This is a genomic window from Flavobacterium niveum, from assembly GCF_055231775.1.
Window position 1 is genome coordinate 243,981 of record NZ_JBUYSX010000001.1, and the last position, 24,094, is coordinate 268,074.

27 protein-coding genes are annotated in these 24,094 nt (G+C 44.4%); 16 read left to right on the top strand and 11 right to left on the bottom strand.

Annotated elements, in window-relative coordinates; all coding sequences use genetic code 11:
- Positions 1–30: 30 nt before the first annotated feature.
- Complete coding sequence (locus tag ACZIX4_RS00975; protein WP_463333743.1) at positions 31–306, bottom strand: ATP-dependent Clp protease adaptor ClpS; 276 nt, start codon at positions 304–306, stop codon at positions 31–33.
- A 19-nt stretch (positions 307–325) separates the two neighbouring features.
- Entirely contained in the window at positions 326–1,162 is an 837-nt protein-coding gene (prmA, locus tag ACZIX4_RS00980) for a 50S ribosomal protein L11 methyltransferase (RefSeq protein ID WP_463333744.1), read from the bottom strand.
- Positions 1,163–1,305: 143 nt separating this feature from the next.
- On the opposite strand from prmA, the gene ACZIX4_RS00985 reads away from it, so the two are divergent.
- The 4 genes from ACZIX4_RS00985 to ettA all read left to right on the top strand — a co-directional run bounded on the left by ACZIX4_RS00985 (position 1,306) and on the right by ettA (position 4,585).
- Positions 1,306–1,650: an MmcQ/YjbR family DNA-binding protein gene (locus ACZIX4_RS00985; protein WP_463333745.1), complete on the top strand. Its 345-nt coding sequence runs from the start codon at positions 1,306–1,308 to the stop codon at positions 1,648–1,650.
- A gap of 99 nt (positions 1,651–1,749) precedes the next feature.
- Positions 1,750–2,583, top strand: coding sequence for a CvfB family protein (locus ACZIX4_RS00990; protein WP_463333746.1), 834 nt, complete (start codon positions 1,750–1,752; stop codon positions 2,581–2,583).
- 77 nt (positions 2,584–2,660) lie between these two features.
- A complete protein-coding gene (locus ACZIX4_RS00995) occupies positions 2,661–2,837 on the top strand; it encodes a CAL67264 family membrane protein (protein WP_463333747.1) in 177 nt (58 codons plus the stop codon).
- Positions 2,838–2,890: 53 nt separating this feature from the next.
- Positions 2,891–4,585, top strand: coding sequence for an energy-dependent translational throttle protein EttA (gene ettA, locus ACZIX4_RS01000; protein WP_463333748.1), 1,695 nt, complete (start codon positions 2,891–2,893; stop codon positions 4,583–4,585).
- A 252-nt stretch (positions 4,586–4,837) separates the two neighbouring features.
- On the opposite strand, the gene ACZIX4_RS01005 is transcribed toward ettA, so the two are convergent.
- From ACZIX4_RS01005 to ACZIX4_RS01015, 3 genes are all read right to left on the bottom strand, one after another.
- Positions 4,838–5,425, bottom strand: coding sequence for a hypothetical protein (locus ACZIX4_RS01005; RefSeq protein WP_463333749.1), 588 nt, complete (start codon positions 5,423–5,425; stop codon positions 4,838–4,840).
- Between the two features lie 69 nt (positions 5,426–5,494).
- Entirely contained in the window at positions 5,495–6,091 is a 597-nt protein-coding gene (locus ACZIX4_RS01010) for an RsmD family RNA methyltransferase (RefSeq protein WP_463333750.1), read from the bottom strand.
- Positions 6,088–6,888, bottom strand: a complete 801-nt coding sequence (locus tag ACZIX4_RS01015) for a DUF3822 family protein (RefSeq protein ID WP_463333751.1) — start codon at positions 6,886–6,888, stop codon at positions 6,088–6,090. The genes ACZIX4_RS01010 and ACZIX4_RS01015 overlap by 4 nt, the downstream gene beginning before the upstream one ends.
- A gap of 107 nt (positions 6,889–6,995) precedes the next feature.
- Between ACZIX4_RS01015 and ACZIX4_RS01020 the strand changes: the two genes are divergently transcribed.
- Positions 6,996–8,417, top strand: coding sequence for an ATP-dependent DNA helicase (locus tag ACZIX4_RS01020; RefSeq protein WP_463333752.1), 1,422 nt, complete (start codon positions 6,996–6,998; stop codon positions 8,415–8,417).
- 256 nt (positions 8,418–8,673) lie between these two features.
- Positions 8,674–9,405 carry a 3-deoxy-manno-octulosonate cytidylyltransferase gene (gene kdsB, locus ACZIX4_RS01025; RefSeq protein ID WP_463333753.1) on the top strand — a complete coding sequence of 244 codons (732 nt, stop codon included), beginning with the start codon at positions 8,674–8,676 and terminating at the stop codon, positions 9,403–9,405.
- A 165-nt stretch (positions 9,406–9,570) separates the two neighbouring features.
- Here the strand turns inward: kdsB and ACZIX4_RS01030 are convergent, their stop codons facing one another.
- Positions 9,571–10,893 carry an anion permease gene (locus tag ACZIX4_RS01030; protein WP_463333754.1) on the bottom strand — a complete coding sequence of 441 codons (1,323 nt, stop codon included), beginning with the start codon at positions 10,891–10,893 and terminating at the stop codon, positions 9,571–9,573.
- A 22-nt stretch (positions 10,894–10,915) separates the two neighbouring features.
- Complete coding sequence (locus ACZIX4_RS01035) at positions 10,916–11,560, bottom strand: DUF47 domain-containing protein (protein ID WP_463333755.1); 645 nt, start codon at positions 11,558–11,560, stop codon at positions 10,916–10,918.
- Between the two features lie 197 nt (positions 11,561–11,757).
- On the opposite strand from ACZIX4_RS01035, the gene ACZIX4_RS01040 reads away from it, so the two are divergent.
- Positions 11,758–13,386, top strand: a complete 1,629-nt coding sequence (locus ACZIX4_RS01040; protein WP_463333756.1) for an acyl-CoA carboxylase subunit beta — start codon at positions 11,758–11,760, stop codon at positions 13,384–13,386.
- Between the two features lie 158 nt (positions 13,387–13,544).
- Positions 13,545–14,483, top strand: coding sequence for an alpha/beta hydrolase (locus tag ACZIX4_RS01045; RefSeq protein ID WP_463333757.1), 939 nt, complete (start codon positions 13,545–13,547; stop codon positions 14,481–14,483).
- A 6-nt stretch (positions 14,484–14,489) separates the two neighbouring features.
- Here the strand turns inward: ACZIX4_RS01045 and ACZIX4_RS01050 are convergent, their stop codons facing one another.
- The 3 genes from ACZIX4_RS01050 to ACZIX4_RS01060 form a co-directional block, all read right to left on the bottom strand.
- A complete protein-coding gene (locus ACZIX4_RS01050; RefSeq protein WP_463333758.1) occupies positions 14,490–15,101 on the bottom strand; it encodes a hypothetical protein in 612 nt (203 codons plus the stop codon).
- Between the two features lie 18 nt (positions 15,102–15,119).
- Positions 15,120–16,274, bottom strand: coding sequence for a THUMP domain-containing class I SAM-dependent RNA methyltransferase (locus ACZIX4_RS01055; RefSeq protein ID WP_463333759.1), 1,155 nt, complete (start codon positions 16,272–16,274; stop codon positions 15,120–15,122).
- 228 nt (positions 16,275–16,502) lie between these two features.
- On the bottom strand, positions 16,503–16,991 hold the full coding sequence (locus tag ACZIX4_RS01060) for a hypothetical protein (protein ID WP_463333760.1): 489 nt from the start codon (positions 16,989–16,991) through the stop codon (positions 16,503–16,505).
- Positions 16,992–17,174: 183 nt separating this feature from the next.
- Here ACZIX4_RS01060 and ACZIX4_RS01065 point away from each other — a divergent pair, with 183 nt between their 5' ends.
- From ACZIX4_RS01065 to ACZIX4_RS01080, 4 genes are read left to right on the top strand one after another with little or no spacing between them, the layout of a single operon-like run.
- Positions 17,175–17,909: a class I SAM-dependent methyltransferase gene (locus ACZIX4_RS01065; RefSeq protein ID WP_463333761.1), complete on the top strand. Its 735-nt coding sequence runs from the start codon at positions 17,175–17,177 to the stop codon at positions 17,907–17,909.
- 8 nt (positions 17,910–17,917) lie between these two features.
- Entirely contained in the window at positions 17,918–18,637 is a 720-nt protein-coding gene (locus ACZIX4_RS01070; RefSeq protein WP_463333762.1) for a ZIP family metal transporter, read from the top strand.
- 22 nt (positions 18,638–18,659) lie between these two features.
- Positions 18,660–19,475 carry an N-acetylmuramic acid 6-phosphate etherase gene (gene murQ / locus ACZIX4_RS01075; protein ID WP_463333763.1) on the top strand — a complete coding sequence of 272 codons (816 nt, stop codon included), beginning with the start codon at positions 18,660–18,662 and terminating at the stop codon, positions 19,473–19,475.
- Positions 19,462–19,680 carry a DUF6095 family protein gene (locus ACZIX4_RS01080; protein WP_463333764.1) on the top strand — a complete coding sequence of 73 codons (219 nt, stop codon included), beginning with the start codon at positions 19,462–19,464 and terminating at the stop codon, positions 19,678–19,680. Before murQ ends, ACZIX4_RS01080 begins: the two co-directional genes overlap by 14 nt.
- 138 nt (positions 19,681–19,818) lie before the next feature.
- Here ACZIX4_RS01080 and ACZIX4_RS01085 read toward each other — a convergent pair whose 3' ends face one another.
- Complete coding sequence (locus tag ACZIX4_RS01085) at positions 19,819–20,379, bottom strand: hypothetical protein (protein ID WP_463333765.1); 561 nt, start codon at positions 20,377–20,379, stop codon at positions 19,819–19,821.
- Between the two features lie 220 nt (positions 20,380–20,599).
- Here ACZIX4_RS01085 and ACZIX4_RS01090 point away from each other — a divergent pair, with 220 nt between their 5' ends.
- From ACZIX4_RS01090 to ACZIX4_RS01105, 4 genes are all read left to right on the top strand, one after another.
- Positions 20,600–21,184 (top strand): DUF1572 domain-containing protein, encoded by a 585-nt coding sequence (locus tag ACZIX4_RS01090; protein ID WP_463333766.1) that lies wholly within the window; start codon positions 20,600–20,602, stop codon positions 21,182–21,184.
- A complete protein-coding gene (locus ACZIX4_RS01095; protein ID WP_463333767.1) occupies positions 21,185–21,559 on the top strand; it encodes a DNA topoisomerase IV in 375 nt (124 codons plus the stop codon). It abuts the gene before it with no gap.
- Positions 21,560–21,575: 16 nt separating this feature from the next.
- Positions 21,576–22,355 (top strand): TerC family protein, encoded by a 780-nt coding sequence (locus tag ACZIX4_RS01100; protein ID WP_463333768.1) that lies wholly within the window; start codon positions 21,576–21,578, stop codon positions 22,353–22,355.
- A 222-nt stretch (positions 22,356–22,577) separates the two neighbouring features.
- A complete protein-coding gene (locus tag ACZIX4_RS01105; protein WP_463333769.1) occupies positions 22,578–24,083 on the top strand; it encodes an aldehyde dehydrogenase family protein in 1,506 nt (501 codons plus the stop codon).
- Positions 24,084–24,094 lie beyond the last annotated feature (11 nt).

Genomic DNA, 24,094 nt, shown 5'->3' on the forward strand with positions numbered 1-24,094 from the left:
TGGCATCCGTTTTTGTTGTATATTATTTCGTTATACTATCTCAGCGCTAAGGCCGGCTTCCAGCAGTTGGGTACATTGTGGTACCAGCTCACTGAAGTCGCCTGTTTTTACGGTACATTTGCCATTATAGTGTACTATAAGCGAACATTGTTCGGCCTGGTGCGGTGTGTGTTCGCACACACGCATTAAGGTATCTATTACGTGGTCGAAGGTATTTACATTGTCATTATACAATACAATCTCACTACTGTTGGCAACATCTTCTTCAACGAGTACTTCTTCAAGTACTTTTTCTCTTGTGCTCATATTCAAAACTTTAATACTGCTAATTTATATATTTTAGCGCTACCCAGTTATTTTTTTTATGCTTTTTTATCAACTGTAAACCCTTGGCAGTACAGCTTTCGTCTATCGCCGGAATGTCCTCTTCATAGAAGCCGCTCAGCAGCAATGTACCGCCCGGGTTAAGGCAGTCTACATACACTTGCATATCGTTCAGCAGTATGTTCCGGTTTATATTGGCAATAAGCAGGTCGTACTTTCTACCCGGCAATAATGCGGCATCACCTTCATATACGCTTATGTGTTTACAGTTGTTGCGTTCTGCATTTTCTATAGAGTTCAGGTAGCACCAGTTGTCTATATCTATAGCATCAATCGGTTGGGCGCCCTTCATTTCGGCAAGTATGGCAAGTATAGCCGTACCGCAGCCCATATCCAGCGTTTTCAGCCCGGCAACCTCCATTTCCAGCAGGTGCTGAATCATCATGTGGGTCGTTTCGTGGTGCCCGGTACCGAAGCTCATTTTCGGTTCAATAACAATGTCGTACTGCACCTCCTTATATTCGTGGAACGGCGCACGTACGCGGCACAGCCCGTCTACCTCTATAGGGTCGAAATTCTTTTCCCACTCCTCATTCCAGTTTACCTGCTCTATCTCCTCAAAGGTATAGGTAATGGTAAACTCGTCCGATTGTAATATCTGCACATCGGCCAGTACATCTTCCGTCCAGTATTGTTTCTGGATGTAAGCACTAAGCCCGGTTTCGGTTTCCTCAAAGCTTTCAAACGGGGTTTCGCCCAGTTCGGCAATAAGTATTTCGGTAGCGGGTTCTTTCGGCTCTATGGCGAAGTGGTAACCTATGTAAACAAGTTCAGACATTGTGAATGGAAATTTTTTGCAAAGATACTGTTTCAATGTAGCAATTTTATAATGTAGCAATATTTTAATGTATCAATGTAACAATTGTTAGGCAGGAGTGGAATTGCTACATTGGTAAATTAAAGAATTATTAAATTAGCCACATGACTATAGAAGAAATCAAAAAGATATGCGAAAGCCTGCCGGGCGTTACCACTGATATTAAATGGGAAAACCACCTGTGCTTTAACGTTGGCGATAAGATGTTCCTTATTACCGGGCCCGACCAGGTGCCGCCAACAGCATCCTTTAAGGTAACCCCGGAGGATTTCGACCTGCTTACTGAACGGAAAGGCATAACCCCGGCGGCCTACCTTGCCCACTACAAATGGGTATACACCGATGACATCAGTAATTTTACCAAAGCAGAATGGGAAAAGCACATAACCACGTCCTACCAACTTGTATTTGAAAAACTCCCAGCCAAGGTCAGGAAAGAGATTCGTTAAACTAAGGTTTTACACGCCGAATCTTTTAATTTTTCAATCTTTAAATCTTTCAATGGTCAATAGTTAAATCATTACCTTTGCACCTCATAATGATATTTGATGATTGAGATAGGAAAACACAACACCCTTACCATAGCACGCGGCACCAGCGTAGGCTTGTACCTTACCGATGGTACTACCGATATACTGCTGCCCAATAAATACGTGCCGGCCGAATGGAAAGAGGGGGACGAAATGACCGTATTTGTATACCTGGACCAGGAAGAACGCCCTGTGGCTACCACACTGGAACCGCTTATTAACCTGGATGATTTTGCGCTGCTGCGTGTAAACTTCATGAATAAGTTTGGCGCGTTCCTGGGCATGGGGCTGGAGAAGGACCTGTTTGTGCCCTTCCGTGAGCAGGCACGCCCTATGGAAGAAGGGAAGCGCTACCTGGTGCACATGCACCTGGATGAAAAAAGCAACCGCCTTGTGGGCAGCAGCAAGCTGAGCCAGTTTTTAGATAACGAAACCCTTACCGTAGCCGAGGGTGATGAGGTGGAAGTTATAGTATCGCACTTTACCGACCTTGGTATCAACGTTATTATAAACGGCAAGCACCGAGGACTGCTGTACAAGAACGATGTGTACGACGAACTACGCCTTGGCGAAAGGCTTACCGGTTATATAAAAACCATCCGTCAGGATAATAAAATAGACGTTACCCTGCAAAAACCGGGTCTGGAAAGCATAGAACCAAATGCCGAAAAGATACTGGATGAGCTTCGCGCCAGCCGTGGGTTCCTGCGCCTGCACGACGACAGCCATCCCGAAGACATAAAAACAGTACTTAAAATGAGTAAAAAGGCGTTTAAGAAAGCCATAGGCTCATTGTACAAACAAAGGCTTATCGACATAAAGGAAGACGGTATCTATCTTGTAAAATCCTAACCGGATATTAATTTTATAAATACACAATCTTTACCGATATTTGCTTTTACTATAACGATAGGAGGAAACACGAAATGATGAATAAGAATACTGTACTGGGCTGGGCAACACTGATAATGGTAATAATGGGTGTTTTGCTGGTATGCCTTGGTGCCTTTAAGTACACTGAAGTAGCCGGATACGGCTTCGGTGCCGTAGGAATCGGCTTTTTTGCAATAGCGTGGGTTTTTAACGCCTTGAAAGGGCGCGTTTAACAGCAGAGTAAGTAACCTGAAACTTTAAACTTTAAACAAATAGAACATTAATAATGTCTGACGATAAGAAAGTAATATTTTCGATGTCCCGCGTCAATAAGACGTATCAGGGCGCACAAAAACCGGTACTTAAGGACATCTACCTTAGCTTCTTTTACGGGGCTAAAATCGGTATCCTGGGGCTTAACGGTTCGGGTAAATCTACCCTTTTAAAAATCATAGCCGGGGTAGACAAGAGCTACCAGGGCGATGTGGTATTTTCACCGGGCTATACCGTAGGGTATTTGGAGCAGGAGCCACAGCTTGACGAAAACAAAACGGTTATAGAAATTGTACGCGAAGGCGTAGCCGAAACCGTAGCCATCCTTGAGGAGTTCAACAACATAAACGACCAGTTTATGCTGCCTGAAGTATACGAGGATGCCGATAAAATGCAGAAACTGATGGACCGCCAGGCCGACCTTCAGGATAAGATAGACGCAGCCGGTGCATGGGAGCTTGACACCAAGCTTGAAATAGCCATGGATGCACTGCGTACCCCTGAAGCCGATACGCCGATTAAAGTACTTTCGGGTGGAGAGAAGCGCCGTGTGGCACTATGCCGCCTGCTGCTTCAGCAGCCTGATGTACTACTGCTGGATGAGCCTACCAACCACCTTGATGCCGAGAGCGTACTGTGGCTGGAGCAACACTTGTCGCAATATGCAGGTACGGTTATCGCGGTAACGCACGACCGTTATTTCCTTGATAACGTAGCAGGCTGGATCCTTGAGCTTGACCGTGGCGAAGGTATTCCATGGAAAGGTAACTATTCGTCTTGGCTTGACCAAAAATCGAAACGACTGGAGCAGGAAGAGAAAACAGCCTCTAAGCGCCGCAAGACCCTGGAGCGTGAGCTTGAGTGGGTACGCCAAGGTGCCAAAGGCCGCCAGACAAAACAGAAAGCACGTTTACAGAACTACGACAGGCTACTTAACGAGGACCAAAAGGAACTTGACGAAAAACTGGAACTCTACATACCAAACGGGCCAAGGCTGGGTACCAATGTTATTGAAGCCAAAGGCGTTGCCAAAGGTTTTGGCGACAGGCTACTGTACGATAACCTGAACTTTACACTGCCACAGGCAGGTATAGTGGGTATCATCGGGCCGAACGGTGCGGGTAAGACTACCATTTTCCGTATGATAATGGGTGAGCAGCAACCGGACAAAGGTGAGTTTGTAGTGGGCGAAACCGTAAAGATTGCGTATGTAGACCAGAGCCACGCCAACATTGACCCTGAAAAGTCGATTTGGGAAAACTTTGCCGATGGGCAGGAACTGATCATGATGGGCGGGCGTCAGGTGAACAGCCGTGCCTACCTGAGCCGTTTCAACTTCAGCGGAAGCGACCAGAACAAAAAAGTAAGTACCCTTTCGGGTGGAGAACGAAACAGGCTGCACCTTGCCATAACGCTTAAGGAAGAAGGTAACGTACTGCTACTGGATGAGCCTACTAACGACCTTGACGTGAACACGCTTCGTGCGCTTGAGGAAGGCCTTGATAATTTTGCAGGTTGTGCCGTAATCATCAGCCACGACCGTTGGTTCCTGGACAGGGTTTGTACCCACATCCTTGCCTTTGAAGGCGACTCTGAGGTGTACTTCTTTGAAGGCAGCTTCTCTGAATATGAAGAAAACCGCAGGAAACGTCTTGGTGGTGACCTAACACCGAAGCGTATTAAGTATAAGAAACTTATAAGGGGATAATTCAGGCATAAGGGAAAAGGCAAAAGATTGCAGCGCTTCCCGGCCTTACTGTCTTAACATAACAAACCCCGTTCGAAAGAGCGGGGTTTTTCTATTTAGAGCGGTGGGTAGCATAGTCGAGAAATCTCACGGCTTTGTTTAGATTGCTTCGTCGTTCCTCCTCGCAAAGACGTACCGGATTGGACCGTCATTCATTTCGATAGTTACGTAACTTTCTTCACGCACCGTCCTTGCGAGCGAAGTGCGGCAATCTTAGTAAGAAATGGATTTATTACTTTTTATGAAGTTTTTTTTAGCATGTCTTTTAAGATTTTTAGAAATATTCAGACTAAGTAGAATGTTTAGAATTAGTTTATCACGTTCGATTTTTCGGATTTTTAAATTTTCCTCATCAATTGGCTTAAGAAAAATTTTATCAAAGTCTATTTCTATCTTTAGTTTTATTGCATTGAAAACTCGTGGATATTCGAATAAAAGCTTTTTGCTATCTATTTCATTTTCAAATAACCTTATTTTTGACGAAGGAATAAATTCTCCATTATGGTCAATAAATGGTAAATAATCAATCATTCCATCAATCCACTCAATACAGATATTAAATGGCAGATATTTTTGTTCGAGATAGAAAAATTCTTCATTGACTAAATCAACATATTCAAATGCTGATTTTGTAGTTGTTAATTCATTTTCCTTTATAAAACTTCTATAGTCGTCAATACATTTATGAATTGTCGAAAAGTAAATTTGTTTTTTAGAAAATGCATAAGCATACCATATACCTAATAATGATATAATCGTAACTAATGATGCAGAAAGATCAATCCAGTCTTTAAAATCCATTACTTAAAATTGTAAATCAAATCTACTAAAAAAACATTATACAAAAAAATACGGCTCTAAAGCCGTATCTTATATCTCATCATCTTCGCTGTCAATATCATAGCCCAGAGGTTCTTCGCTTTCGTCTTTGTCAAATTCAAAGAAGCTGAAAATGCTACCGCCGTACTTTTTCTCAAACGAAAAATTCATCAGGTGCTCCATTTTGGTGTACTTGCTGTGCTCTATAATCATCATGCCATCTTCGTTCAGCAGTTCGTTTTCAAACACCAGCGATACAATTTCCTCAAACTGCTCCTGCGTAAAGTTATACGGAGGGTCGGCCACAATAATATCGTACACGGCTTTATGCCCTGCAAGGAATTTATACACATCACTCTTTATTGCGGTGATGGGGAACTCAAATTCGCCGGTGGTTTTTTTTATGAAACGCACACAGCCAAAATCGGCATCTACCGATGTAATGGCTACCGCGCCGCGCGACCCGAATTCATAGCTCAGGTTGCCTGTACCGCTAAACAGGTCCAGCACCTTAAGCCCGTCAAAATCGAAACGGTTGTTCAGTATATTAAACAGGGCTTCCTTGCTCATATCGGTCGTAGGCCTCACGGGCAGGTTGGAAGGCGGGCTTATCCTGTGGCCTTTATATTTGCCGGAAATAATCCTCATGCGTTCAGTAAAATAAAGTTGGTTAAAGCATCTTTATGGGTAGTTTGCCACTTGGCAGCCAGTGCCGCAGCATCATAAATGGTTATATTGCGTATGTACGTATATGCCAGTGTGTACAACGGGCTGTCTGCGTCTATATTGCCCAACAGGTACACCTTTACGGTTTCCGGATTCAGGTCTAATTGTTCGAGTGTAAAGAGCAGGTAGTATAAAAAGTCTTCCGCAGCGGCGTACTCAAACGAGTTGAACAACAACAGCTTTTGGCCGTGCGTTGCCACGATTTCAAAATGTGTGGGCTGTATGTGTACAAACACCTGTTTTTCAAATGCATTCTTAGAAGCATCGAGCAGTTTTTCTACCAGTATGCTGTTGGCATTACGGTATTCAAAACCACCAAGTCGGTCAACAAGATAATTGTTTATGTTCATCAGCGGCACGTACACATTGGTAATATCGTAATTGCCCAGGCTGTCCCATGCGTAGGCATCGCCCTCAAATACACGGGTATTGTATTGCAGGTAGCTCCCGGCAAAGTTTTCATCAAAAAGTGCAGTGGGTACAAGCGTGTTAAAGGCATTGTCGTGCAGCACCATGGCTTCATTAAAACCAAGGCGAAGTTCCGGGTATTGTACAAACAGCCGCCAAAGCTCGTCTTCCAGCGGAACCGTTTTGCTGAAGGGAATATGGCTCACCTGTTTTATTTCGTAGTGCAGCGTATCGAGCACACAAAACGATACCCCTGCCGCAGAGGCCTGTAGTACAAGTTTTTTAAAGTGCTTACCGCTTATGGTATCCATGTTTGTGTAGTGTGCTTGGCGCAAATTTACATTCTTTTTTGGTTTAGCCTGCGCGTTGGGTAAAATGATGTTATCTTTGAGGTGCAAAAAATAACAATTCCTTAAAAGTGACCCCCGTACAATTTTACCGCATCCTCAGGGATAATTTCCCGTTTACGCCTACCGGGCGGCAGGATATCTTTTTGCAGCAGATAGCCTGGTTTGTGGTAAACGGCACACGCGACGACCTTTTTGTGCTGAAAGGCTATGCCGGTACGGGAAAAACCACCATCATAGCCACACTGGTAAACAACCTGGATGCTGCCGGTAAAAAGTACGTACTGCTGGCACCTACCGGCCGTGCCGCCAAGGTAATTTCGGGCTATGCCGAAAAACCTGCTTTTACCATACACAAGCGCATTTACTTCCCGAAGAAGGGGAGTGGGGGACAGGTGGGATTTGTAATGCAACAGAACAAGTTTAAGGACACCATATTTATAGTCGATGAGGCTTCGATGATATCGGACACGGCTACGGAGAGCAATATGTACGTGAACGGTTCGCTGCTGGACGACCTTATGGGCTATGTGTACAGTGGGCAAAACTGCCGCATGGTATTGGTGGGTGATACCGCACAGCTGCCCCCGGTAAATTCCGACCTTAGCCCTGCGCTGGACGAACGCGTGCTGGGGCAGGCTTATTTTAAGGAAGTGCAGCATATAGAGCTTGATGAGGTAATGCGCCAGGCTGAGAAGTCGGGTATATTGTATAATGCCACCGAACTCCGCGAACTGCTAAAGACCGCTTTTTTTGATACCTTTAAATTCAACGTGCGTGGGTTTAAGGACATTGTACGCCTTACCGATGGTTACGATATTCAGGATGCCATACACACCGCTTATAGCAATTATAGCATAGAAGACACCGCATTTATAGTGCGCAGTAACAAGCGCGCCAATGCCTACAACCAGCAGATACGTGCCCGCATACTCGATCGTGAAAGCGAACTCTCTGCCGGGGATTTCCTTATGGTGGTGAAGAACAACTATTTTTGGCTCGATGAAAAAAGTGAAGCAGGCTTCATTGCCAATGGCGACATTATTGAAGTGCTGGAAATCTTCAGGATAGAGGAGCTGTACGGGTTTAAGTTTGCCCGGGTGAAAGTCCGCCTTGTAGATTACCCCAACCACCTGCCATTGGAAACCGTTTTGCTATTGGATACCTTATACAGTGAAGCGCCATCGTTAACCTACGAAGAGTCGAACCGTTTGTACCAGCAGGTGCAGGAAGACTACCAGGACCAGCCGCAGTACCGACGTTTTTTAATGACGAAGGCCAACCCACATTTTAATGCCCTTCAGGTAAAATTCAGTTACGCCATAACCTGCCACAAAAGCCAGGGCGGGCAGTGGAACACGGTGTTTGTAGAACAGCCCTACCTGCCCGACGGTATCGACCGTGATTATATACGCTGGCTGTACACTGCCATAACCCGTAGCCGCGATAAGGTGTATTTAATAGGTTTTAAGGATGAGTTTTTTGAGGAGTAGAGACGCATTGCATGCGTCTCGGGATATGACAAACGCATTGCATGCGCGTCTGAGTCATTGCGAGGCACGAAGCAATCTCATCTAAAAAAACGAATTTAAAACCTTTATTAGATTGCTTCGTGCCTCGCAATGACTTGAAAACCCTTAAATTTGGATTATAAATAAACATAACATAAAAATACCCCGTAGTTTTCTCAGGTTTGAGTGAAGCTGCTCCCCTCTCCTTTGGAGAGGGGCTGGGGGTGAGGCCTGTACCATGAAAATAATAGCCGTAATACCCGCACGATACGCCAGTACCCGTTTCCCTGCCAAGCTGATGCAGGATTTGGGTGGCAAAACCATAATAACCCGCACCTACCAGGCAGCGCTGAATACAGGGCTGTTTCAAGATGTGTTTGTGGTAACCGACTCAGATATTATTTATAACGAGATAACCTCAAACGGCGGCAAGGCCATTATGAGTATTAAGGAGCACGAAAGCGGCTCTGACCGTATTGCCGAAGCCGTGGAACACATGGATGTAGATATTGTGGTAAACGTACAGGGTGATGAACCATTTATCAACAAAGAGCCGCTGGCCGATGTGCTGGAGGTGTTTAAGTCCGACCTTGCACACGAGGTTGACCTGGCATCGGTAATGTATGAGGTAACCGATTGGGAAGACATAGAAAACCCGAACAATGTAAAGGTAATTGTAGACCAGAAGGGCTTTGCACTGTACTTTTCGCGTTCAGTAATCCCGTACCCAAGGGATAAGGAAGCTGGGGTGCGTTACTTTAAGCATGTGGGGATTTATGCCTTCCGTAAGCATGCACTGCTGGACTTCTATAAACTACCCATGCAGAAACTGGAAGCCAGTGAAAAACTGGAACAATTAAGGTATTTGGAATACGGCAAACGCATCCGTATGGTAGAAACCAGCCATGTGGGCATCGGTATAGACACACCTGAAGATTTAGAGAAAGCAAAGAAACTGCTTGGGGTATAAAAACAACAAAGGGCGCTTTACAGCGCCCTTTGTTGTTTTTCCATTTCGACCGAAGTGCAACGGAGTGGAGAAATCTCTAAAATTTAACCAACTGAGATTTTTCGACTCCACTGCGTTTCGCTCAAAATGGAAAAGCAGCCGGTATAATTTAGTTTCCTGATTTTATTATATAAACAGATCAAGCAAGTAGTATATAAGTGCTGCCACTACTGCCGATACCGGTATGGTAAGTATCCATGCATACAGCAGGTTTATGGTAACACCCCAGCGTACTGCCGATACCCTTTTTGTAACACCTACACCAATGATAGAGCCTGTAATGGTGTGCGTGGTAGATACCGGGATTTTAAAGTGCTCTGTAGAGAATAGGGTCAGCGCACCGGCCGATTCGGCTACCACACCTTCAAAGGCGTTTACTTTGGTAATCTTAGACCCCATGGTCTTTACAATTTTCCAGCCGCCGCTTAACGTACCCAGTCCTATTACAGTATAACACGCCAACGGAATCCACTCAGGCATCTGGCTCTTTATGCCAAGTTCTTCGTTAGGTAGCACCACCCTAAGCCATTCGGGCATAGTGCTTACATCCTGATGAAGTGTATTAAGGTATACCGCTACAGCAGCAGCAATGATACCCATAACTTTTTGTGAGTCGTTACCACCGTGTCCAAGGCTGAATGAAGCCGAAGACAGCAGCTGCATACGTTTCAGTACAAGCTCGGCCCTTGCGGCAGAGAATGAGCTGAACAGCAGGTTGAATATTGCAAGGCCGTAGAAAATAACGGCTACAAGCATCCACTTAATGTTGGCCGGGTCAAATACCTCTGCCCAGAAGTGGCTTTCAAAACGCGGTTTTTTAATGTGGTCGTAATCTTCCCAAACCGAATACAGGAATAGGAAAACCAATAGCATAAGTGCTACAGTAACTATTTTTGGGCCTATAGCCTTGCGAGAAGAATACATCATCCATATAGAAATGAAGTACGATATAATCATACCTACTACCGGGGCCAATACAATAAATGAAATAATTATCAGTACGCCGCTTGGCAGTAGTTCACCAGCTTTAGGGTCTTTGTACCAGCTTACTATTTTCCAGCCGTAGTGGTCAGGATTGGTTACGTTGCCCGAAAAACCGTGTGCCACGGCTGCACCGGCAAAACCGCCTATAAGCGTGTGTGATGAAGACGACGGTATACCTTTCCACCATGTAAACAGGTTCCAGATGATGGCGGCAATAATACCGGCCAGTATCACTACAAGGTTAATGCTGTCGGTATGTGCGGTTTTGGCTACCGTATCGGCAACGCCAAACCCGAATACCCAATAGGCAAGGAAGTTAAAAAACGCTGCCCACAGTACCGCCTGGAATGGTGTAAGTACCTTGGTGGCTACAACAGTGGCTATAGAGTTTGCCGCATCGTGGAAACCGTTTATATAGTCAAAGCCCAGCGCCAGTATTATAATTACAATAAGTAATGTAAACATATTTTGTGTAAAAGGGGTTGTGTTATGAATGCTTCACGGCTATAGATTCCAGCACGTTTGCCACTCCTTTGCACTTATCGGCAGCAGTTTCAAGAGATGAAAGTACTTCTTTGTACTTAATGATGTTTTTGGCATCTATTTCATTCTCAAAAATATCGGCTACTGCCTTATCAAATACGCTGTCGCTCTTAGCTTCCAGCTTGTACAGCTTTTTGCAGGCATCAGCAATATTGTTCAGTTTTTTCATGTCCTTAAGGTCGCCCACAGCAAGCTGTATCAGTTGGGTAGCCTCTACGGTAATTTCGGTCATCTTACGGATGCTTTTCGAAATTTTTTCTACCTGGTACAGCTTTATACGGTTTGAAGCACCGTATATATAACCCGCCACGTTGTCTATAGCGCTTATCAGGGCGTGTATATCCTCGCGGTCAAACGGGGTAATAAAGTTGCGGCTAAGTTCCAGGTTAGTATTGTGTGTTATCTGTTCGATAACTTCTTCAAGCTCTTCAATCTTTTTAAAGTACGCGTCGCGTTCCTGTTTCGGGGCGTTTATGGCTTCGTGCAGGGTTTGCGCAAGTATTACAAGGTTTTGTGTTGCCTGCTCAAACAGCGGGAAAAATTTCTTATCCTTTGGTACAAGAAACTGGAAAATGTTGTTAATAGACATTTACATTTAGTTTTATGCGGCAAATGTATGAACCTAATGTTAAGGAATTATTAACCTGTATTAAACCTAACGTTACCAATGTTAACTACAGGTTAAGTCTTTGTTTTTGAAAAAACAGAAACAAAATTGCTGTATTAAAAACAAATTCGTATTTTGGTGGTGTAAAAATTATATGTTTTTAATAAAAATCAATTTTTATGGATATTAACTTCAATAAGAACGAAGACCATAATAAACTTTTGTTGTCTGATTTAAGACAAAAACTTAACAAAGTATACCTGGGCGGTGGCGAAAAGCGTATAGAAAAGCTTCACGCCGAAGGTAAAATGACTGCCCGCGAGCGCATAGACTACCTATTGGACAAAAATACGAAAAGTATTGAAATAGCTGCACTGGCCGGTGATGGTATGTATGCCGAACACGGCGGCTGCCCCGGTGGTGGCGTGGTGGTAAAGATAGGCTATGTTTCTGGTAAGCAGTGTGTGGTAGTGGCTAATGATGCCACGGTGAAAGCCGGTGCATGGTTTCCTATTACGGGTAAAAAGAACCTTCGCGCACAGGAAATAGCCATGGAAAACCGTTTGCCTATTATCTACCTTGTAGACAGCGCAGGGGTATACCTGCCCATGCAGGACGAAATTTTCCCTGATAAGGAGCACTTTGGGCGTATATTCCGAAACAACGCTATAATGAGCAGTATGGGCATCACCCAGATTGCTGCTGTTATGGGGAGCTGCGTTGCCGGTGGTGCATATCTGCCCATCATGAGCGATGAAGCCCTGATTGTAGATAAAACCGGTAGTATCTTCCTTGCGGGGAGCTACCTTGTCAAGGCTGCCATTGGCGAAAGCATAGACAACGAAACCCTGGGCGGTGCCACTACGCATTGCGAAATTTCGGGGGTAACGGATTATAAAGCTAAAGATGATAAAGATGCGCTGGACCGCATACGTAATATAGTAAGTAAAATAGGCGATTACACTCCTGCCGGATTTAACCGTATTAAGGCTGAGAAACCTGCGCTTGACCCGGCTGATATTTTCGGTATTATACCTGCCGCCCGAAACGAGCAGTACGATATGACGGAGGTGATAAAACGCCTTGTAGACAATTCTGAATACGACGAATACAAAGCCGGTTATGGGCAAACCATTATCACCGCTTATGCGCGTATCGACGGTTGGGCTGTGGGTATCGTGGCTAACCAGCGTAAGGTGGTAAAGAGCAAAAAAGGCGAAATGCAGTTTGGTGGGGTGATATATTCTGACAGTGCCGATAAGGCTACACGCTTTATAGCCAACTGTAACCAGAAAAAAATCCCGCTGGTGTTCCTTCAGGATGTTACGGGCTTTATGGTAGGCAGTAAAAGCGAACACGGCGGTATTATAAAGGACGGTGCCAAAATGGTAAACGCCGTGAGTAATTCGGTAGTGCCTAAGTTTACCATAGTGGTGGGTAACAGTTATGGCGCGGGTAACTACGCCATGTGCGGTAAGGCGTATGACCCGAGGCTCATAGCAGCCTGGCCAAGTGCCGAACTTGCTGTAATGGGTGGGGCACAGGCAGCCAAGGTGTTATTACAGATTGAAGCCAGTTCGCTTAAAGCAAAAGGCGAGGAGCTTACCCCTGAAAAGGAGGCTGAATTATTCAACAAAATAAAAGCGAAATACGATGCGCAGGTATCGCCTTACTACGCTGCAGCACGTATTTGGACTGATGGTATCATAGACCCGCTGGATACCCGTACGTGGATAAGCATGGGCATAGAAGCCGCTAACCATGCGCCCATAGAAAAGCAGTTTAACCTTGGGGTGATACAAGTTTAAAAATATTTGTTAGAATTTAATTGAAGGAAAACCGTTTGCAATGGCAGGCGGTTTTTCTGTTTAAAATAACTAATTGGTGTGTTAGTGTTATTTTATTTAGGCGCAACTTATTGCAAAAAGACTATCTTAGTGCTTTAAACCAATAAACGCATTGTTTTATGAAAAAGATAATGGCCTTGTTCTTCATGCTGGCCTTCAGTATTGTTGCCTTTGCCCAGGGTAAGGTAGAAAAGATAGACAACTTTAAGTCGAAATACGTAAAGAAGCGCAATGTAGAGGTGTACCTGCCTGCGGCGTACTTTGCTAACCCGAAACAAAAATTCCCGGTGCTGTATATGTGCGACGGGCAAAATGTTTTTAACCCCGAAACCTCTAAAAGCAAGGTGGCATGGGAAGCCGATGCCACTGCTGATAAACTGATAGGTCAAAAGGCTGTAAGGCCTATGATTATTGTGGCGGTATGGAGTCTTGATGAAACAAGGATTACCGAGTATTTCCCGGAGAAGGCTGCAGCCAACTTTACCCCGGCTGATAAAGAAGCGGTAAGTAAGGTAATGAAGCAGTTTGGTGTAAAAGACGAAACCCTGCTGGGCGATGAGTACCTGCAATTCCTGGTAAAAGAACTGAAACCTTATATAGATAAAAAATACCGTACGCTAACCGATGCACCTAATACAGCTATTAGCGGTAGTTCATTAGGCGGGCTTTTTTCTATGTATGCCATTTGCGAATACCCCGATGTTTTTGGTGAGGCGGCCTGCCTTAGTACTCATTGGTCAGTAATGATGGATAATACTAACATGGCGCCTTCTATGGCTGTAAAGCAATACGTTTGGGAACACCTGCCTGACCCGAAAACACACCGCCTGTATTTTGACTATGGTACTGCCACGCTGGACCAGTACTACGAAATACACCAACGCATGATAGACGATATGCTGCGCAAAAAAGGCTATGTGGAAAATGTAAACTGGATTACCATAAAGGCACAAAACGAACCGCACCTGGAAATTGCCTGGCAAAAACGATTTGACAAGGTACTGGCATTCCTGTTCATGCAGGAGAAACCGGGTATTATAAAAAGGGGTAGCTTTTAGCTACCCTTAATTATTTTCCTCGGCAAACAGCTTATTAATTCTTGGCTGTAATATCCATATACCAACGACAAGGAAACACAGCAGGAAAAATTCGCCTAAGTATTCGTCACCTTTTAACGGTTTTTGCTTTTCTGCAGCCTTTAGCGATTTTGCATTAAAGTAAATGCAATAGAACATGCAGAATATGCTGAAAAAGTGAAATGGTATCATCAGCATGATTACAAACGGGTTAGGGAAGGTAAGCGTTTTAATGCCTTCTATCATACTTGCCATATAAAACATAAAACACGGCACGTATAACAGCGGGAAAATCATGAATGCCTTAAAAAGTGGCAGGTTCATGCTTACGCCTTCCGGTAACTTTTTATAGAGATTCGTTCCGAGCGTATATTGCCATGAAAAATGAAGCAACATTGTTACCGTTGTAATAATGCACATTCCGGTCATAAATACTGATAAAAAGTCGATAATAACCATAGGGTCATCAGCCGGTAATGCCCTGTCTTGCGTAAGCACCCACGAAAATATGTAACCCATCAAAGAGAATTGTGCTACAATAGGTATGCCTGCAAGCAGTATAAACAACTGCCAGTGTTTTAGCTGTAATAATTTTTTCATGTTGGTTGGTTTTAAATGTTATTGCTGAAACTTAGTCCTTTTACTACCTTCGTACATTTCGTATTTTACAAGGCGTGCTTCCAGCTTACCGTTAAACAGCTTTATCTTACGTGACGGTTTCAGGCCAACAAATTTCAGTGCCTCAAGGTTACCGGTAATAAACCAGCCGTTAGTGTTCGGGTAGCCCTGTTTCAGGGTATCGCCTATTTCGCGGTAAAAACGCTCAAGGTCTATATCCAGTCGTTCGCCATACGGAGGGTTAAATACCATGTGTAGTGGACCTTCAGTTTCTTTATTAGTATCGAAGAAATTCTCCTGGGTAATGGTTACGTAATCTTCAAGGTTAGCATTGCGGATGTTGTCCTTCGCTTTAAGCACAGCCGACGGCGCTTTATCATAACCCTTTATGGTGTAGTGGAACTCGCGCGTTTTGTTCATCAGTGAATCCACAATTTTGTCGAACAGGTCGTTATCCCAGTCGGCCCATTTTTCAAAGGCAAACTCCTTACGGTTTATGTTCGCCGGGATGTTACAGGCTATCATGGCAGCTTCAGCCAATATAGTACCGCTACCACACATAGGGTCCAGGAAATGCGTACTGCCATCCCAGCCGCTAAGCAGCAGCATACCGGCAGCCAGTACTTCATTTATAGGGGCTATGTTAGTAGCGCTGCGGTAGCCACGGTGGTGTAGTGAGTTGCCACTGGTATCAAGCGCTATGCTGCACTGTTCTTTAAATATGTGCACATTAATGCGCAGGTCCGGGAAGTCTTTATCGATATTAGGGCGCTTGCCAAACTTATCCCTGAACTGGTCTACAATGGCATCTTTGGTTTTAAGGGCCACAAACTGCGAGTGGGTAAACTCTTCACCGCTTACGGTAACATCTACCACAAAGCTTTGGTTTACATTAAGGTACTTGCTCCAGTCGGTGCTTTGTACACCAGCATACAGTGCCTTTTCATTCCACGCCCTGAAGCTGTGTATGGGTTTAAGTATTTTAAGGGCTGTACGCAGTGCCAGGTTGGCTTTGTACATAAAGCCTTTATCGCCTACAAAGCTTACCATACGCACGCCTGGTTCCACGCTTTGCGCACCCATCATTTGCAGTTCTTTTGCCAATACTTCTTCAAGGCCAAACAGCGTTTTGGCCACCATTTTAAAATTTTCCATCAGGCAGTAGTTTCAGTTGCAAAAATACATTTTATAAATGGAAGTTGGCTATCGGTACAAAAAAAGGGCTGTCTCAGGAGTAGTTGTTACTACCGTTTTCCATTTCGACTGCAGCGAAGCGGAATGGAGAAATCTCTTAAAATGATTTTGAGATTTCTCGACTACACTGCGTTTCGCTCGAAATGGAACCCCCGAGACAGCCCTTGATTATTATATTTTTAAAGAATTTTACCCGTAGTAGTGCGTGTGTGCAGCATCTACATGCAGTATTTCTTTAGCTTTGGCTATTTCTTCTTCATCACCACTTACTGCAAGGGCAAATTTGCCGTTTTCCAGGTGGTTTTTAATGTCTTCAATGTGTTTGTCGTCAGTAAAATACTTTGCCAATACCGATGCAAAACCACCGCCTATGATACCAAGGTCTACACCGGCTAGTGCACCTACAAAAGCGCCCGCGCCATATAGTGCACCAAATCCGGGTATTGCGAATACGCCTATACCGGTAAGTAATCCTATAACCGTACCGGCGCCCATACCCACATACGCAGGGATGTTTGTGTCCCTGTCGGTTTCGTCAAGGTGCAGGTGTTCGTCGTCTAAAATACCTGCTTTCCCTATTATCGAAAGGTGGTTAGTAGGGTAGCCGTTAGCATGCAGGGTCTTAAGGGCTTCAACAGCCTCTTTGTGCGAGTTGTATATCGCTACTTGTTGTTCCATGGGTTATTATGTTTTTAAGTCATGATTGTGTTTGTAAATATAAGCATTTTATATGCCAATGCTAACTAAAAACGTGTTAAACAATCAATCGTTTATTATTGCAAAGACTGCAAAAAATATTTAAAAGCACTGTAGGTTTGGGCTATAAAACCTAACTTTGTATCCTACAATTTATAAAACATTATGCCACAGGGGGAACAATGTACATGGTACGCATCCTGGTTTGATACGCCATACTACCACATACTCTATAAAGACCGCGATTATGGGGAAGCCCAGCTTTTTATGGACAACCTTACCGCTTACCTTAACCTGCCCGACGATGCTAAAATACTGGATCTGGCCTGCGGAAAAGGCCGCCACTCCATTTACCTGAACAAGTTGGGCTACGATGTTACCGGTGCCGACCTAAGCGAAAACAGCATCAGCCAGGCAAGTCAGTTTGAGAACGAAAAGCTGCACTTTATGGTGCACGATATGCGCGAACCGTTCCCTACGCAGTACGATGCCATTTTTAACCTGTTTACCAGTTTTGGGTATTTTGAGGATGATGCCGATAACGTTGTTACGCTAAAAGCAATCTGCCAGAGCCTTACTGAGTACGGATTTGCAGTAATCGATTTTATGAATGTACATAAGGTGATAGAAAACCTGGTGCCACAGGAGGTGAAAACAGTAGACGGTATCGATTTCCACATACACCGCAGCGTGGTAGACAACCATATTATAAAAGACATTAAATTTACCGATAAGGGCAAGGACTTCCATTTTACCGAAAAAGTAAAGGCACTTACGTTGGCCGATTTTGAGCAGATGATGGAAGAAGCAGGCATTTACCTGCTGGAAACCTTTGGCGATTACCGCTTGCGTAAATTTTACAAAAACGAGTCGGACAGGCTTATCATGATCTTTAAGTAAACTATTTTATGACAGTATATTTAGTTCCGTTTTTATCGGTACTGGTAGGTATAGGCGTAGCACTGCTGCTGAAACCTACAGGAAAAAAAAGCCTGAAACTGCTGCTGGCCTTCAGTGGTGCGTTCCTGCTTTCGCTTACCGTACTGCACCTGCTTCCTGAAGTGTATGAGGCCACCCTGCACGCAGGAGGGCATGAAGGACACGACCACGGTCATGACCACGGCGGCCACACAGTGGGCATCTTCATTATGGCAGGTATCATCTTCCAGATTATTTTGGAATACTTCTCGCAGGGAGCCGAGCACGGACATGTACACAATCACGGGCACCATCATGGTATGCCGTGGCTGCTGTTTATAAGCCTTTGTATCCACGCACTGCTGGAAGGCATGCCGGTAAGCCACCACCCGGGTATGGCGTGGGGCATCGGTATACACCATTTCCCTATAGCCATTATCCTTACGGCGTTTTTTGTCAACTCAGGTATGAAAAAAATACCAGTACTGCTGTACATGGTGGCTTTTGCTGCCATGACGCCACTGGGTACACTGCTTTCGGGGCAGCTTACGGTTGTAGAGGAATATTACCCGTATATATCGGCTGTGGTAGTGGGCATACTGTTCCATATATCCAGTACTATTATTTTTGAGAGTGGCGAAGACCATAAATTTAACCTGGCCAAAATGCTAAGTATAGGGTTGGGTGTGGTTTTGGCCTATTATCTGTAATTTTACCAATAAAGCGTAAACTATGTCATTCATCCGCACTACCGAACAAAGCAGCAAGTACGAGCATTTGGAGAAAATGCCTGTTGCCGAACTGCTGGCCAACATAAACAACGAAGACAAAACCGTTCCGCTGGCAGTGGAAAAGGCGCTTCCGCAGATAGAAGCACTGGTACAAACCGTGGTGACCCAAATGAAAAAGGGTGGCCGCTTGTTTTACATAGGTGCCGGTACCAGCGGCCGCCTGGGTATAGTAGATGCCAGCGAATGCCCGCCTACGTTTGGTGTGCCGTTTGATTTGGTTATCGGGCTTATAGCAGGGGGAGATACCGCCATACGCCGCGCTGTGGAGTTTGCCGAAGACGACCGTGAGGCCGCCTGGAACGACCTGTCTGCATACAACATCAACGAGAATGACGTGGTGGTAGGCATAGCCGCTTCAGGTACTACGCCCTACGTTATTGGCGGACTGGAAAAATGCAACGAACTGGGTATTGCTACAGGTTGCATTACCTGTAATGCGGACAGCCCGCTTTCGCAAACGGCAAAATTCACGATAGAGGTAGTGGTCGGGCCTGAGTTTGTAACTGGTAGCAGCCGCATGAAGGCCGGTACCGCACAAAAGCTGGTGCTGAATATGATTAGTACTGCTACCATGATACAGCTTGGTAAGGTAAAAGGCAACAAAATGGTAGACATGCAGCTGAGCAACCACAAGCTTGTAGGCCGTGCCGTGGGCATGATTATAGACGAGTTGGGCATCAGCCAAACTGAAGCCGAAGCCTTGTTAGAGCAACATAAAAATGTACGTAAAGCCATAGAAGCCTATGCCAACCGATAAAAGAATACTGATGCGCGGCCTGCGTTACCTGTTTGCCGCATTGCCCTTGTTTTTCATAGGGCCGGTAGTGGTAAATAATGCCTTCCAGAATAAGAAGCACCCGTTTTTTATGCCGATACTGGGACTGGGCTGTATTTTATGCCTTATAGGGATGTGGTTTATGTTTTTGGGGTTAAGGACGGTGATGAAGAGTATGAAGGATTAGTTGGTAACTAAGCCACGAATTACACTAATTCATTTAGACTGAAGTGCAGCGCAGTGGGGAAATTCCCTAAAAAAAATGATTTAAAAGAGATTTCTCGACTCCGTTAAAGATTCGATTGAAATGGAAGAATGTTGGAAGTTAATTATCTATATATAAAATTTTTCCAGCTTGTTGTTCGAAAGATTTTTTCAACTGTTCACGTTCTTTTTGGTATTCAGTACTAAGTTGATCAGATACATAGATGTTAAAGTCTTCCATAGATATTTCTTTCCTTGATACCTTATTAAGTCCCTCAATATATCCATTATATGTTTTTTGTAAATGATTAATAAAGAAGTCTTTAGTTTGATTGCTCAATTCATTTGATAGAAAAATGCTTCTTTTTTCAATAAAAACATATGTATTCAAAAGAGGTGAAGAGTCTAGTATAATTGATTCTTGACTTTTACTCTGCGCTTCTTTGTATTGTTGAGCTAAATCGTGCCGAATATAATATTCCAATTCAATTATTTTATCCCATATGTCTTGTAAGGTTTTTAATACTGTATCATGGCGTTCCTTTCTTATAGTTATTAATGTTTTTTGAAACTCTTCGATTTTAATGAATTTTTTATCAATTCGTTTTTGAAGGAGATAAGTGGCAATAGTTATTACAAATGAAGAAGTCAAAATATTTATAAGAATCCCTGAATAGGTCATAATTTATTTTTTTGGTTGATTCCTCAAATTAACAAAATAAATCAACACAAACATCTGCCACAACATATCCTTTAAACCCGTATTTTTGTAAGTGTATTAATACCTACAAGGTCTCAAAGACCTTGCAGGAAACTAAAGACAATCCGGGTTCCGCCAACCTGCAAGGTTTCTAAAACCTTGTAGGTTTAAGTTAAAGAAAATCAGTGTCAATAAACTAATTATGCAAGCAACAGCAGCCTACATAGAAAGCGCCCGTAAGCAGTTTTTGTACTACAAAACACTGGGCGAAAAAGCTATGGCGCAACTTCGGCCGGAGCAGCTTTTCTATTCGCCAGATGAGGATACCAACAGCATTGCCGTAATAGTAAAGCACCTGCACGGCAATATGCTGAGCCGCTGGACGGATTTCCTTACCAGCGATGGCGAAAAGGAGTGGCGGAACCGCGATGCCGAGTTTGAAGATGATTTTGCCGACAAGGACAGCCTGCTAAAAGCATGGGAGGAAGGTTGGGCATGCCTGTTCACGGCGCTTGACACTGTGACCCCCGATAACCTGGACAGCATTATCTACATCCGTAACGAGGGGCATACAGTGGTGGAGGCCATAAACAGGCAGCTGGCGCACTATCCGTACCACGTGGGGCAGATAGTATTCTATGCCAAAATGCTGAAGCAAACCGCATGGGACAGCCTCAGCATACCAAAGAACAATTCGGCGGTGTACAATGCCGGGAAGTTTGCACAGGAAAAAGGCATCCGTAATTTTACCGATAACGAGCTGAAAAGGCTTAACGATAACCAATAAATGAAAAAAATGTTACTTATACCCGTTGTAGCCCTGCTGCTTATGGGATGTTACAATCAGGAACGCAACTGTGCCGATTTTAAAACTGGGAAATTCCGCTCGGAAGTGGAAATAGACGGCAAAAAAAACGTAACCGAGTTTACCCGCGATGAGAAGTTTGAAATTGCCACTTACGAGGGCAAGGTAGACACCTCGTCGGTACGCTGGCTGAACGACTGCGAGTTTGTACTGGAAAAGGTAAACCCGAAATCTACTGCCGAAATGAAGGGGGTACACATGAAAATTTTGACAACCAAAGGAAATTCCTATACCTTTGAGTTCTCGCTGGTGGGCGACACCCATAAGCAAAGAGGCACCGTTACTAAACTCGACTAATTAAAACCTTACCCCGATGGATTTTAGCTTCCTGGCCAACCCTGATACCTGGATTGCCCTGCTTACCCTTACCTTTCTGGAAATAGTATTAGGCATAGACAACATTATCTTCATCAGCATAGTAACCGGCAAGTTGCCCGAAGCCAGCCGAAAACAGGCCACACGCATAGGGCTTTTCCTGGCTATGTTCCTGCGTATTGCGTTGCTATCGGGTATTACGGTGCTTATCCGTATGAAGAGTGCGCTTTTCGGGGTAGACTGGGGTTGGTTTAAAGCCGATTTCACAGGGCAGGCGCTCATACTTTTTGCGGGGGGAATCTTCCTTATCTATAAAAGCACCAAGGAAATCCGCGAAAAGGTAGACGAAAAAGGCGAGGAGGAGAAAGAATTGAAAGCAAGTGCAGGCAGGTCTATGGCAGCCACTATTGTACAAATATTGCTTATCGACCTTATATTTTCTATAGACTCTATACTTACCGCCGTGGGGATGACCAATGGCATGCACGGCGCACTGCCTGTAATGATAGCCGCTGTGGTGGTATCGGTAGGTATCATGATGCTGTTTGCCGTTCCGGTGGGCAGTTTTGTAAACCGTAACCCTTCGATACAGATACTTGGGTTGTCATTCCTTATCCTTATTGGCTTTATGCTAATAACAGAGAGTATGCACCTTAGCGGGGCGGTACTTGCAGGCCAGCATGTAGGCGAAGTGCCTAAGGGCTACCTGTACTTTGCCATAGCATTTTCGCTCGCGGTGGAGTTTTTAAATATGAAAATGCGGAAGAATAAAAATTAGTAGAGACGTCGCATTGCAACGTCTTGCGGGAATCGACATTATGAGACGTTGCAATGCAACGTCTCTACGTGGGCTGAAATTAAACACTCTTCAAAAACTAACCTCTTAAAAAATCATATCCTCAATAATTGGAAAATTTGTGCTATTGATTGAATGAAATGTGCTATTTCTAAAACGATGTAGTAGGTAACTTTGGATTAAACAAAAAGCAAATTTAAAGTTATGAGCACTATTGTAGCACGTCCGCAATTTAAAGACAAATATGATAATTTCATTGGTGGTAAGTTTGTTCCACCGGTAAAAGGTGAGTATTTCGACAACACTTCACCTATAGATGGTAAGCTTATTGCCAAAGCCGCACGTTCGTCTAAAGAAGACATCGACCTGGCACTTGATGCCGCCCACGAAGCATTTAAAACCTGGAGCAAAACATCGCCTGCACACCGCAGCAGCATACTGAATAAAATAGCCGATACTATTGAGGCCAACCTGGAATACCTTGCCGCAGTAGAAACGATAGACAACGGTAAGCCCATCCGCGAAACCCTTGCTGCCGACCTTCCGTTGTGTGTAGACCACTTCCGTTATTTTGCCAGTGTTATCCGTGCCGAAGAAGGTACTATTTCTGAGCATGACGAAAACACGGTAAGCATTGTACTGCACGAGCCGATAGGTGTGGTAGGGCAAATCATACCGTGGAACTTCCCGCTGCTTATGGCTACCTGGAAAATAGCCCCGGCCATTGCTGCTGGTTGTTGTACCGTAGTTAAGGCCGCCGAGCAAACCCCCGTATCTATTATAGTACTAATGGAGCTCCTTCAGGATGTTGTGCCTGCGGGTGTAATAAATATAGTGAACGGTTTTGGCGTAGAAGCCGGTAAGCCGCTGGCCACTTCGCCACGCATCAGTAAGGTGTCATTTACAGGTGAAACCACTACAGGCCGCCTGATTATGCAATACGCCGCCGAAAACATTATACCAAGTACTATGGAGCTTGGTGGTAAATCGCCAAACATCTTCTTTAAATCAGTAGGTGATGCCGATGACGATTTCTTCGATAAAGCGGTAGAAGGCGCAGTAATGTTTGCCCTGAACCAGGGTGAAATATGTACCTGCCCGAGCCGTATCCTGGTACACGAAGATATTTACGATAAATTCATAGCCCGTGTGGTAGAACGTACCAATGCTATTGTTGCAGGCCACCCGCTTGATAAGTCTACCATGATAGGCGCGCAGGCCAGTAACGACCAGTACGAGAAGATACAGAGCTACCTTAAAATTGGTAAGGAGGAAGGTGCCGAGCTGCTTACAGGTGGTGATGTGAATAAACTGGAGGGCGAGCTTGCTACCGGTTATTATATCCAACCGACGATATTTAAAGGTAATAACAAAATGCGCATTTTCCAAGAGGAAATCTTCGGGCCGGTGGTGTGTGTAACTACGTTTAAAACAGTTGAAGAAGCAATAGAAATAGCCAATGATACCCTTTATGGCCTTGGCGCAGGTGTTTGGACACGCGATGCCCATGAGCTGTACCAGGTGCCGCGTGCTATTAAGGCAGGCCGTGTTTGGGTGAATAACTATCACGCATATCCCGCGCATGCACCATTTGGTGGTTACAAAAAATCGGGCTTTGGCCGCGAGAACCACAAAATGATGCTGGAGCACTACAGGGAAACCAAAAACATGCTGGTATCCTACAGCAAACAAAAATTAGGATTCTTCTAAGATTAAGTAGT